The sequence below is a fragment of the Pseudomonas sp. B21-023 genome (assembly GCF_024749165.1).
Classification (GTDB): Bacteria; Pseudomonadota; Gammaproteobacteria; order Pseudomonadales; family Pseudomonadaceae; genus Aquipseudomonas.
This window is the reverse complement of sequence record NZ_CP087190.1, coordinates 3,813,697-3,826,385: the sequence shown is the minus strand read 5'-3', so window position 1 is coordinate 3,826,385 and position 12,689 is coordinate 3,813,697. Positions and strand designations below refer to the sequence as shown.

Here is a 12,689-nt window from a genome sequence, read left to right as displayed (position 1 = left end):
CCAAGCCTGCGCCCTGCGCTCATTTTTTTTGAACCCTCGCGCTTGCGCACGGCTCTGAACCCTTACCGCCACCAGCCCAGGGGAGCAAGGTCGATGTCTGGTAACGAGCCGTTCGAAAGCGTGCCGATGGCAGGTGATCACCCGGACCAGGCCATCAGCCTGTCCCAGGCCCTGCTGGCGCCGCGCATCGTGATCGAGGACGCAAGCCCGGTGCTCGACGGCGGCACCTTCGCCGCCAAGGCCGTGCGCGGTCACAAGGTCGAAGTGGGCGCCAAGGTCTACACCGACGGTCATGACCGCCTGGCCGTGACCCTGCACTGGCGCCAGGCCCACAGCCGGCGCTGGCACTGCGTGGCCATGCATTCGCCGGGCAACGACCTGTGGCTGGCCGAATTCACGCCTGCCGAGCTGGGCCTGCATCTGTTCAGCATCGAGGCCTGGATCGACCCCTGGGCCACCTATTGCCACGACCTGGAGAAGAAGTACGCCGCCGGCGTGGAGGTGAAGCTGGAGCTGGAGGAGGGCCGCTTGCTGCTGGGCAAGGGCATCGAACGCAGCGACGGGCTGCTGCGCGAGCAACTGGCGCAGCTGCAGCAGCGCTTGCCGGGATTGCCGGTGGAAGAACAGGTGAAGACGTTGCTGCACCCTGAGGCCGCCCGTTTGATGGGGGAGGCCGAGCACCGCAGCTACCTCACCCGCAGCCGCGAATTCCCGCTGGACGTGGACCGCGAGGCGGCCCAGTTTGCCAGCTGGTATGAGCTGTTCCCGCGCTCGGTGACCGACGACCCCGAACGCCACGGCACCTTCGATGACGTGCACCAGCGCCTGCCGATGATCCGCGACATGGGCTTCGACGTGCTGTACTTCCCGCCGATCCACCCCATCGGCATGAAGCACCGCAAAGGCCGCAACAACGCCTTGCAGGCCGAGCCCGGCGACCCCGGCAGCCCTTATGCCATCGGCAGCCCCGAGGGCGGGCACGATGCCATCCACCCGCAGCTGGGCAGCCGTGAGGACTTCCGCCGACTGGTCGCCGCCGCCGCCGAGCATGGCCTGGAGATCGCCCTGGACTTCGCCATCCAGTGCTCCCAGGACCACCCCTGGCTGCAGGAGCACCCCGGCTGGTTCAGCTGGCGCCCCGACGGCAGTATCCGCTACGCGGAAAACCCGCCGAAGAAATACCAGGACATCGTCAACGTCGACTTCTACGCCCCCGAGGCGGTGCCGAGCCTGTGGCTGGCGCTGCGCGACGTGGTGGTCGGCTGGGTCGAGGAGGGGGTGAAGACCTTCCGCGTCGACAACCCGCACACCAAGCCGCTGCCGTTCTGGCAATGGCTGATCGGCAATGTGCGCAGCCAGCACCCCGAGGTGATCTTCCTCGCCGAAGCGTTCACCCGCCCGGCGATGATGGCGCGCCTGGGCAAGGTCGGCTACGCGCAGAGCTACACGTACTTCACCTGGCGCAATACCAAGCAGGAGCTGCGCGACTACTTCGAGGAGCTCAACCAGCCGCCGTGGAGCCAGTGCTACCGACCCAATTTCTTCGTCAACACCCCGGACATCAACCCCTTCTTCCTGCAGACCTCCGGAAGGGCGGGCTTTCTGATCCGTGCGGCGCTGGCGACCACGGGTTCGGGATTGTGGGGCATGTACTCGGGCTTCGAACTGTGCGAGGGCACGCCGCTGCCGGGCAAGGAGGAGTACCTGGACTCGGAGAAATACGAGATCCGCCCCCGGGACTTCACCCAGCCTGGCAACATCGTCGCCGAGATCGCCCAGCTCAACCGCATCCGCCGGCACAACCGCGCCCTGCAGACCCACCTTGGGGTGGTGTTCCTCAACTGCTGGAACGACAACATTCTCTACTTCGCCAAGCGCACCCGCGAGCGCGACAACTTCATCCTCGTGGCCATCAGCCTCGACCCGCACAACGCCCAGGAGGCCAGCTTCGAGTTGCCACTGTGGGAGCTGGGGCTGGACGACAGCGCCGACACCCAAGGGGAAGACCTGATGAATGGCCAGCGCTGGACCTGGCATGGCAAGACCCAGTGGATGCGCATCGAACCTTGGCACCAGCCGTTCGGTATCTGGCGCATCGAGAAATCGCGCTAGCCCGCGATGGGCTTCAAGCTGAACCCTCGGACACAAAGGAGTCCCCAATGGCCAAGCGTTCCCGCCCGGCAGCCTTCATCGACGATCCGCTGTGGTACAAGGACGCGGTGATCTACCAACTGCACGTGAAATCGTTCTTCGATGCGAACAACGACGGCATCGGCGATTTCGCAGGCCTGATCGGCAAGCTCGACTACATCGCGGAACTTGGCGTCAACACCCTCTGGCTGCTGCCGTTCTACCCCTCGCCACGGCGCGACGATGGCTACGACATTGCCGAGTACAAGGCCGTGCACCCGGACTACGGCAGCATGGCCGACGCCAGGCGCTTCATTGCCGAGGCGCACAAGCGCGGCCTGCGGGTGATCACCGAGCTGGTCATCAACCACACCTCCGACCAGCACCCCTGGTTCCAGCGCGCCCGGCATGCCAAGCGCGGCAGCAAGGCCCGGGACTTCTACGTGTGGTCGGACGATGACCAGAAGTACGACGGCACGCGCATCATCTTCCTCGACACCGAGAAGTCCAACTGGACCTGGGACCCGGTGGCAGGCCAGTACTTCTGGCACCGCTTCTACTCGCACCAGCCGGACCTCAACTTCGACAACCCGCAGGTGCTCAAGGCAGTGATCGGGGTGATGCGCTTCTGGCTCGACATCGGCGTCGACGGCCTGCGCCTGGACGCCATCCCCTACCTGATCGAGCGCGACGGCACCAACAACGAGAACCTCCCCGAGACCCATGTGGTGCTCAAGGCGATCCGCGCCGAAATCGACGCCAACTACCCCGACCGCATGCTCCTGGCCGAGGCCAACCAGTGGCCCGAGGACACCCGCCCGTACTTCGGCGAGGGCGACGGCGACGAATGCCACATGGCCTTCCACTTCCCGTTGATGCCGCGCATGTACATGGCCCTGGCCATGGAAGACCGCTTCCCGATCACCGACATCCTGCGCCAGACCCCGGAGATCCCGGCCAACTGCCAGTGGGCGATCTTCCTGCGCAACCACGATGAGCTGACCCTGGAGATGGTCACCGACCGCGAGCGCGACTATCTGTGGAACTACTACGCCGAGGATCGCCGCGCCCGCATCAACCTGGGGATTCGCCGGCGCCTGGCGCCGCTGCTGCAACGCGACCGGCGGCGTATCGAGCTGCTCACCAGCCTGCTGCTGTCGATGCCCGGCACGCCGACGCTGTACTACGGTGACGAACTGGGCATGGGCGACAACATCTACCTGGGTGACCGCGATGGCGTGCGCACCCCCATGCAATGGTCGCCGGATCGCAACGGCGGCTTCTCGCGGGCCGACCCGCAGCGTCTGGTGCTGCCGCCGATCATGGATCCGCTGTACGGCTACCAGACGATCAACGTCGAGGCCCAGGCCCACGACCCGCATTCGCTGCTCAACTGGAACCGCCGGCTGCTGGCGGTGCGCAAGCAGCAGAAGGCTTTCGGCCGCGGCAGCCTGAAGATGCTCACGCCGAGCAACCGGCGGGTGCTGGCCTATATCCGCGAGTACACCGATGCCGAGGGCAATGTCGAGATCGTGCTGTGCGTGGCCAACGTCTCGCGGGCCGCCCAGGCCGCCGAGCTGGAATTGTCGCAGTACGCTGACAAGGTGCCGGTGGAGATGCTCGGCGGCAGCGCCTTCCCGCCCATCGGCCAGCTGCCGTTCCTGCTGACGTTGCCACCTTACGGCTTCTACTGGTTCCTGCTGGCCAGCCACGACCGCATGCCCAGCTGGCATATCCAGCCCAGCGAGGGCCTGCCCGAGCTGACCACCCTGGTGTTGCGCAAGCGCATGGAGGAGCTGCTCGAATCACCGGCCCGCGAGACGTTGCAGGCAGCGATCCTGCCGCAGTACCTGCCCAAGCGCCGCTGGTTCGCCGGCAAGGAAGGGCCGGTCGACGAGGTCCGCCTGCGCTACGGTGTGCGCATGGCCACCCCGGCGTTGCCGGTGCTGCTTGGCGAGCTGGAGGTGTACAGCGAGGGCGTGGTCACCCACTACCAGCTGCCCTTCGGATTGTTGCCGGAGGAGCAGATCAATGCCGCGCTGCCCCAGCAGCTGGCGCTGTCGCGGGTGCGCCGTGGCCGTCAGGTGGGGTTGATCACCGATGCTTTCGTGCTAGAGCCCTTTATTCGCGCCGTGCTCCAGGGCTGCCAGGACGGCCTGCGGCTGGCCTGTGGCGAGGGCTTGGGCGAGTTGCGCTTCCACAGCACCGAACAGTTGGCTGCGTTGCAGCTCGATGAGCACAGCGAGGTGCGCTACCTGAGCGCCGAGCAGTCCAACAGCTCGGTGGTGGTCGGCGGCAGCCTGGTGCTCAAGTTGATCCGCCGGGTCAATCCGGGCATCCACCCGGAGCTAGAGATGAGCGCCTACCTGACCGCCGCTGGCTTTGCCAACATCTCGCCGCTGCTGGCCTGGGTCAGCCGCGAGGACGACAGCGAGCAGCCGCATCTGCTGATGATCGCCCAGGGCTACCTGAGCAATCAGGGCGATGCCTGGGACTGGACGCAGAACACCCTGGAACGGGCGATCCGCGACCAGATGGAGCCCACCAGCGTCGAGCAGGAGGCGCACACCGATGCCCTGGCCGAGCTGACCGGCTTTGCCGCCTTGCTTGGCCAGCGCCTGGGCGAGATGCACCTGTTGCTGGCCGCGCCGAGCGACGACGAAGCGTTCCGCTCACGCCCGAGCGACGCCCGCGACAGCGAGCGTTGGAGCCGCCAGATCAGTGCCGAACTGAGCCATGCCCTCGACTTGCTCGCCCAGCACCGTGACACCCTGGACAGTGACAGCCAGGCCCTGGTCGACGACCTGCAGCAACAGCGCGAAGGCCTGCAGCAGCATGTCGACAATCTCGCACACCAGGCCCAGGGCGGGCTGCTGATGCGGGTGCACGGCGACCTGCACCTGGGCCAGGTGCTGGTGGTGCAGGGCGACGCCTACCTGATCGATTTCGAGGGCGAACCGGCGCGACCGCTGGATGAACGCAGGGCCAAACACAGCCCGTACAAGGATGTCAGCGGTGTGCTGCGATCCTTCGACTATGCTGCTGCGATGATCCTGCGCAGCGCCTCGGCGGTAGACCTCTCCGAGGCGGCGCGCCAGGCCCGGCAGCGGGTCGCCCGGCAGTACCTGCACCAGTCGCGCCATGCCTTCGTCGAAGCCTACGGGTTGGCCACCGCCGCCATGCCCCACGCCTGGCAGCAGGCCGAGGGCGAGCGCGCCGCGCTGGAGCTGTTCTGCCTGGAGAAGGCCGCCTACGAAATTACCTATGAAGCCGAGAACCGGCCAAGTTGGCTGGCCGTGCCTTTGCATGGCCTGCATGGACTGATCAGTACCTGGGGAGAGTCATAGATGAATGCAACCACGCGTGACAACGGCGGCCTTCGGCAACGGGACCTCGATGCCCTGGCCCGCGCCGAGCACGCCGACCCGTTCGCCGTACTCGGCCCGCACCCCGATGGTGCGGGCGGCCAGTTCATCCGGGCCTTCCTGCCCAGTGCCCTGAGCGTGCGCGTGCTGGCCCGCGACGACGGCAGGGTACTCGCCGAGATGCGCCAGGGCGGCGTGCCCGGTCTGTACACCGCGCACCTGGACCAGGCGGTCCCCTACCTGCTGCAGATCGGCTGGGCCGGTGGCGAGCAGGTCACCGAGGACCCCTACAGCTTCGGCCCGCAGTTGGGCGAGATGGACATGTACCTGTTTGCCGAGGGCAACCACCGCGACCTGTCCGGGCGTTTCGGCGCCCAGCCGACCGAGGTGGATGGGGTCGCCGGCGTGTGCTTTTCGGTATGGGCGCCGAATGCCCGGCGGGTGTCGGTGGTGGGCGAATTCAACAACTGGGATGGCCGTCGCCACCCCATGCGCCTGCGCCATGGCGCCGGGGTGTGGGAGCTGTTCGTGCCGCGCCTTGGCGTGGGCGAGACCTACAAGTTCGAAGTGCTCGGCCATGATGGCGTGCTGCCCCTCAAGGCCGACCCCCTGGCCCGCGCCACCGAACTGCCGCCGAGCACCGCTTCCAAGGTGGCCGGCGCCCTGGCCCATGAATGGCGCGATGGCCAGTGGCTGGAACACAGGGCCCAGCGCCACGCCTACAGCGCGCCGCTGTCGATCTACGAGCTGCACGTCGGTTCTTGGCGCTGCGAGCTGGACGATGCCGGCGAAGTCGCCCGTTACTACAACTGGCGCGAACTGGCCGAGCGCCTGGTGCCATATGTGCAGGAGCTGGGTTTCACCCATATCGAGCTGATGCCGATCATGGAGCACCCCTTCGGCGGCTCGTGGGGCTACCAGCCGCTGTCGCTGTTCGCGCCGACCTCACGCTATGGCAGCGCCGAGGACTTCGCCTTCTTCGTCGATGCCTGCCACCAGGGCGGCATCGGCGTGCTGCTGGACTGGGTGCCGGCGCATTTCCCCACCGACGAGCATGGCCTGGCGCGTTTCGACGGCACTGCCCTGTACGAATACGAGAACCCGCTGGAAGGCTTTCACCAGGACTGGAACACGCTGATCTACAACCTCGGGCGCAACGAGGTGCGCGGATTCATGCTGGCCTCGGCGCTGCACTGGCTCAAGCACTTCCACATCGATGGCCTGCGCGTGGACGCGGTGGCCTCGATGCTCTACCGCGACTATTCGCGCAAGGCTGGTGAATGGGTGCCCAACCGCCACGGCGGGCGCGAGAACCTCGAAGCCATCGACTTCATCCGCCACCTCAACAGCGTTGCCGCCCATGAAGCGCCGGGCGCGCTGATCATCGCCGAGGAATCCACCGCCTGGCCCGGCGTCAGCCAGCCGGTGCAGCAGGGCGGCCTGGGCTTCGCCTACAAGTGGAACATGGGCTGGATGCACGACACCTTGCACTACATCCAGAACGACCCGATCCACCGCACTTATCATCACAATGAGATGAGCTTCGGGCTGATCTACGCCTATTCCGAGCATTTCATCCTGCCCATTTCCCACGACGAAGTGGTGCACGGCAAGCATTCGCTTATCGACAAGATGCCCGGCGATCGCTGGCAGAAGTTCGCCAACCTGCGCGCCTACCTGGCGTTCATGTGGACCCATCCGGGCAAGAAGCTGCTGTTCATGGGGTGTGAGTTCGGCCAGTGGCGCGAGTGGAACCACGACCAGCAGCTGGACTGGTACCTGCTGCAGTACTCCGAGCACCAGGGCGTGCAGAAGCTGGTCGCCGACCTCAACCGCCTGTACCGCGAACTGCCCGCGCTGCACGAGCAGGACTGCCAGCCCCAGGGTTTCCAGTGGCTGATCGGCGACGATGCGCACAACAGCGTGTATGCCTGGTTGCGCTGGAGCAGCCAGGGCGAGCCGCTGCTGGTGGTGGCCAACTTCACCCCGGTGCCGCGGGAGGGCTACCGCATTGGCGTGCCGTTTGGCGAGCACTGGGTGGAACTGCTCAACAGCGACGCCGAGCTGTATGCCGGGTCAAACGTGGGCAATCTCGGGGCGGTGGTGGCCGATGAGGTCGCCAGCCATGGCCAGCCATTGTCGCTGGCGCTGAACCTGCCGCCGCTGGGGGTATTGGTGATGAAGCCGGCCTGATGTGTCGGCTGTCCTGGCCTCATCGCCGGCAAGCCGGCTCCCACAGAGTGCTATCCCTGTGGGAGCTGGCTTGCCGGCGATGAGGCCGAGCCTGCTTACCAGCGCATCCGGACCCCCAGGCTGCCGATCAGCCCATTGAGGTCATTGTCATCCACATCGGAGCTGTAATCGGCGCTGACGAACAGCGCCACGTTCGGCGTCACCCGGGCCACCAGGCCCAACCCCAGTTCCACCGTGGCGGCGCTGCGCGAGCTGGAGATCTTGTCCACCTGGTCCAGCTTCACCGGGTCGGCGTTGCTGAAGTCGTACCAGACGTTGGTGCGCACATAGGGTTCGATGGGCATGCCACGCACCTCGTAGCGCGCCGACAGCTTGGCGCCGACCCGGCCGCTCCAGCTGGGTTGGCTGTCAAAGGCCTGCAGGGTCTCTTCCTGCACCTGGCTGCCGGGGAAGAACTGCTGGTTGATCAACTGTGCCTGGGGCTCGATCACCCAGCCGGCGCCCAGGCCAATGGGGTAGCCGCCCTCCACCGAGAAGGTCATCGCGTGGCCACTGTCGTCAAGGCGCTGGCCGGCCTGGGAACGGCCGTTGACGTCGATGCGCGTGCCCATGGCCACGGCGTCCACGTGCCAGCCCTGTTCGTGGGTCATGCTCCAGTACACGCCCAGGCTCTCGCCGCTGAGGTTGACCGCGTCGCGCTGCTTGTCGCCGAGCAGCGGGCGCATGCCATTGAAGCTGCTCTGCAGGTTGTTGTGGCCGACGAAGATGCCGGCGCGGTGCACGTTGCCGGCGCTGGTTTCACGCACGAACAGGTCCGGGCCGATCATCATCTGCTGGCTCGGGGCCTCCACCTGCGCCGGTGGCTGGGCGCCCGGGCGCGGCGCGCCGGGGAAGAACTGCGCCCACTGGCTGGCAATATGATCGCTGTCGGGCTGGCCGTGGCGCTCACCCATGCGCTCGGAAAAGGCGCTGAGCATGCCCTGGCTCAGGCCGCTGGCGCTGACTGGATCGAGCGATAGTCGCGGCACCTCGGGTTGCGCCAGGAAGGGGGCGAAGGGCTCGCCCTCCTGCAGTTCGAACGCGAAGGTTTCCACCGGGGTTGCCAGGAGCAGCGACGTGGAAACCGCACAGAAAAAAGCGTCGAAGCGCGAGGGATTCGAGGTGCTTTTCATGGCGGATCTCCTGTTGTGTGTGAAGTGAACAGCCCGATACCTGGCCTGATGTCACGAGCTGTACGACAAGAACAGGGGCGACCCAAACCAGCGCGCCAGCTTCTTGGAACGCGCACGAGGGCGCGAGCTAGAGGCCCGGCACGAGATTTTCCATCTGGTGATTACTGTTCAGCTAAGGAGAGGACGGCGCTTGCGTCAAGAAAGCGTGAAATGATCGCGAAATGCCTGTTTGGCTGCACAAATTATTGAATCAATTGGAAATTTATTCCCGCATATCGACAATGGTGATTTGCCGCCACGCCGCTATGCCGAATCGTTGCTACAAGCGTACCTCCACCGCCAGTGGCAAGTGATCGGACAGGTGGGTCCAGGGTTTGTTGCCGAGGATTCTCGGCGCGTGGCTGTCGGCATTGCGCAGGTACACGCGGTCCAGGCGCAACAGGGGCAGGCGGGCGGGGTAGGTGCGGGCGAGCAAGCCATGATGGCGCTCGAAGGCCTCGTGCAGGTCGCGGTGCAGGCGCAGGGTGCGGTTGCCGCGCAGCCGCCAGTCGTTGAAGTCGCCGGCGATGATCACCGGGGCGTCGGCGGGCAGGGCGTCGAGCAACTGGCGCAGCAGGTGCAGCTGCTTCTGCCGGTGCCGCTCGAGCAATGACAGGTGCACGCAGATGGCATGCACCTGCTGCTGGCCGGGGACGTCCAGTACGCAGTGCAACAGGCCGCGGCGCTCGGGGCCGGTGATCGACACGTCGAGGTTGCGGTGCTCGATGATCGGGTATTTGGACAGCAGCGCGTTGCCGTGGTGGCCGTCGGGGTAGACCGCGTTGCGGCCGTAGGCGAAGTCGCTCCACATGCTGTCGGCGAGGAACTCGTACTGTGAGGTCTGGGGCCAGCCGGGGTAGCGTGCGGCGTGGCGGTCGTGGCTGCCGAGCACCTCCTGGAGGAACACGACATCGGCCCCGGTGCTGCGCACCGCCTCGCGCAGCTCCGGCAGGATGAAGCGTCGGTTGAAGGCGGTGAAGCCCTTGTGGGTGTTGACCGTCAGCACCTTGACCCGGTGCACGGCCGGGGCCTGGCTGACGCTGGCGAAACCTGGACTGCTCACGGCGGCTCCTGTTGACACGTCCCCTGTAGGAGCGGATTCATCCGCGATCACCCGCGAAGCGGGTGCCCTGCATCGCGGCGTCTGGATCGCGGCTAAAGCCGCTCCTACAGGGGGCAGCGTTGGCGATCAAGGCTACAGTGTAGGACCGAAAGGCCCATTGCAGGTTCAGTCCTCCTCCCGCTGCAACACCATCAGCAGCAACGACCGCCCCTTGACTTCGAACACCGTATCGAACGCCAGATGCTGCGCCTTGCGCAGCTCGGGCCGGTCGGTGTCGACCAGGCAGCTCCAGTAGTCGCCCTCCGGCACCGCCGGCAGGGTGAACGGCACCACGTCGTGGTAGGCGTTGACGATCAGCAGCATGGTCGCCTCGGCGCCGGGCCGGGCGATGCCGCTGACCTGGGCGCGGCCATCCATCAGCATGCCCAGGCAACGCCCGTGCGGATCTTCCCACTGCTCGACGGTCATCTCGCTGGCGTCCGGGGCCAGCCAGGTGACGTCCTTGACCCCGATCGCCTCGTTGTAGTCGCCGACCAGGAAGCGCGAGCGGCGCAGGATCGGATAGGCCAGACGCAGTCGGGTCAGGCGCTTGACGAAGGCCATCAGCGCCTGGCCGTCCTCGTCCAGGTCCCAGTTCACCCAGCCGATCTCACTGTCCTGGCAGTAGGCGTTGTTGTTGCCGTGCTGGGTGCGGCTGAACTCGTCGCCGGCGACGATCATCGGCGTGCCCTGGGCCAGCAGCAGGGTGGCGAAGTAGTTGCGCATCTGGCGCATGCGCAGGGCGTTGATCGCCGGGTCGTCGGTGGGGCCTTCGACGCCGCAGTTCCACGACAGGTTGTTGTCGGTGCCGTCCTGGTTGTTCTCGTCGTTGTCCTCGTTGTGCTTGTCGTTGTACGACACCAGGTCGCGCAATGTGAAACCGTCGTGGGCGGTGACGAAGTTGACCGAGGCGTAGGGGCGCCGGCCGCGGTTGTTGAACAGGTCGCCCGAGGCGGTGATGCGCGCGGCGAAGTCGGCGAGCATGCCTTCATCGCCTTTCCAGAAGCTGCGCACGGTGTCGCGGAAGCGGTCGTTCCACTCCGCCCAGCCCGGGGCGAAGTTGCCCACCTGGTAGCCGCCCGGGCCGCAGTCCCAGGGTTCGGCGATCAGCTTGGTCTGGCTGAGCATCGGGTCCTGGCGACAGGCGACGAGGAAGCCGTGGCGCTCGCTGTAGCCGTCGTGATAGCGGCCGAGGATGGTCGCCAGGTCGAAGCGAAAGCCATCCACATGCATCTCGCCGGCCCAGTAGCGCAGCGAGTCGGTGACCAGTTGCAGTACCCGTGGATGGCTCATGTCGAGGGTATTGCCAGTGCCGGAATCGTTGATGTAGAAGCGCCGGTCGTCGGGCATCAGGCGGTAGTACGAGGCGTTGTCGATACCGCGCATCGACAGGGTCGGGCCGCGTTCGTTGCCTTCGGCGGTGTGGTTGTAGACCACGTCGAGGATCACCTCCAGGCCTGCGTCGTGCAGGTGGGCGACCATCTCCTTGAACTCGGCGATCTTGCCGCTGGCCAGGTAGCGCGGGTGGGGGGCGAAGAAGGCGATGCTGTTGTAGCCCCAGTAATTGTTCAGGCCCTTGTCCAGCAGGTGCTGGTCGTTGACGAAGGCGTGGATCGGCAGCAACTCGATGCTCGACACGCCCAGCTCCTTGATGTGAGCCAGCAGCTCGTCGTTGGCCAGGCCCGCGAAGGTGCCGCGCAGGTGCTCGGGCACCGCCGGGTGGCGCATGCTGATGCCGCGGGTGTGGGCTTCGTAGATGATGGTGCGCTCCCACGGGATCGACACGCGCTGGTCGCGGCCCCAGGTGAAGGCCGGGTCGATGACCTTGCACTTGGGCACGAACGCCGCGCTGTCACGCTCGTCGAACGACAGGTCGCCGTCGGGGTGGCCGATGGTGTAGCCGAACAGCGCCTCGGACCATTTCAGCGTGCCCACCAATTGCTTGGCATAGGGGTCGATCAGCAGCTTGTTGGGGTTGAAGCGGTGGCCGTTCTCCGGTTCGTAGGGTCCGTGCACCCGGTAGCCGTAGACCAGGCCCGGGTGGGCGTCGGGCAGGTAGCCGTGGTAGATCTCGTCGGTGTACTCGGGTAGCTCGATGCGCTCGATTTCGGTTTCGCCCGTGGCGTCGAACAGGCACAGCTCGACCTTGGTGGCGTTGGCCGAGAACAGGGCGAAGTTGACCCCAAGGCCGTCCCAGGTGGCGCCGAGGGGGAAGGGCAGGCCTTCGCGAATGCGCGATGGGGCGACGGAGCGGGTTTTCTTCGGGGTGCGGGGGCTCATGGCGGTCCTCATGGTCCGTGGTCGGAAGCGGGGCCGCTGTGCGGCCCATCGCTGGCAAGCCAGCTCCCACAGGTACAGCGGTACCTGAGAAGTCTGCACGGACCCTGTGGGAGCTGGCTTGCCAGCGATGAGGCCGGTACAGGTACTACGACGAATTCAGACTGCCGGCTTCTTCACTGCTCTGGTTTTTTTCACCGGGAGCGGTTTTTCCACGGGGGGAGCGGCCTTCGGCTTGGCCGCTGTCTTCTTGCGTGGTGGCGCCTTGGGGGCCAGCGCTTCGGCCTCGGCCAGCTTGCGCGCCTTGTCCCAATGTTCCGCCTCGCGCCCCTCAGGCTTACCCTCCGACTCCCAGATCTGATACGCGAACTCGCGAATACGCTTTTCATCGACACTCATCACGACGCTCCT

7 protein-coding genes are annotated in these 12,689 nt (G+C 66.1%); 3 read left to right on the top strand and 4 right to left on the bottom strand.

Going from position 1 to position 12,689, the window contains the following annotated elements; translation table 11 throughout:
* Positions 1-93 precede the first annotated feature (93 nt).
* From LOY42_RS17140 to glgB, 3 genes are read left to right on the top strand one after another with little or no spacing between them, the layout of a single operon-like run.
* Complete coding sequence (locus LOY42_RS17140; RefSeq protein WP_258598574.1) at positions 94-2,112, top strand: alpha-1,4-glucan--maltose-1-phosphate maltosyltransferase; 2,019 nt, start codon at positions 94-96, stop codon at positions 2,110-2,112.
* Positions 2,113-2,159: 47 nt separating this feature from the next.
* On the top strand, positions 2,160-5,477 hold the full coding sequence (gene treS, locus LOY42_RS17135; protein ID WP_258598572.1) for a maltose alpha-D-glucosyltransferase: 3,318 nt from the start codon (positions 2,160-2,162) through the stop codon (positions 5,475-5,477).
* A complete protein-coding gene (gene glgB, locus LOY42_RS17130) occupies positions 5,478-7,688 on the top strand; it encodes a 1,4-alpha-glucan branching protein GlgB (RefSeq protein ID WP_139672129.1) in 2,211 nt (736 codons plus the stop codon).
* Positions 7,689-7,783: 95 nt separating this feature from the next.
* Here the strand turns inward: glgB and LOY42_RS17125 are convergent, their stop codons facing one another.
* The 4 genes from LOY42_RS17125 to LOY42_RS17110 all read right to left on the bottom strand — a co-directional run bounded on the left by LOY42_RS17125 (position 7,784) and on the right by LOY42_RS17110 (position 12,680).
* Complete coding sequence (locus LOY42_RS17125; protein ID WP_102684450.1) at positions 7,784-8,860, bottom strand: autotransporter outer membrane beta-barrel domain-containing protein; 1,077 nt, start codon at positions 8,858-8,860, stop codon at positions 7,784-7,786.
* A 319-nt stretch (positions 8,861-9,179) separates the two neighbouring features.
* On the bottom strand, positions 9,180-9,962 hold the full coding sequence (locus LOY42_RS17120; protein WP_139672126.1) for an endonuclease/exonuclease/phosphatase family protein: 783 nt from the start codon (positions 9,960-9,962) through the stop codon (positions 9,180-9,182).
* A gap of 165 nt (positions 9,963-10,127) precedes the next feature.
* The gene (glgX, locus tag LOY42_RS17115) at positions 10,128-12,281 is read right to left on the bottom strand and encodes a glycogen debranching protein GlgX (protein WP_102684448.1); all 2,154 of its coding nucleotides are present in this window, start codon (positions 12,279-12,281) and stop codon (positions 10,128-10,130) included.
* Positions 12,282-12,437: 156 nt separating this feature from the next.
* Positions 12,438-12,680 (bottom strand): DUF2934 domain-containing protein, encoded by a 243-nt coding sequence (locus LOY42_RS17110; protein WP_139672120.1) that lies wholly within the window; start codon positions 12,678-12,680, stop codon positions 12,438-12,440.
* Positions 12,681-12,689: the final 9 nt, after the last annotated feature.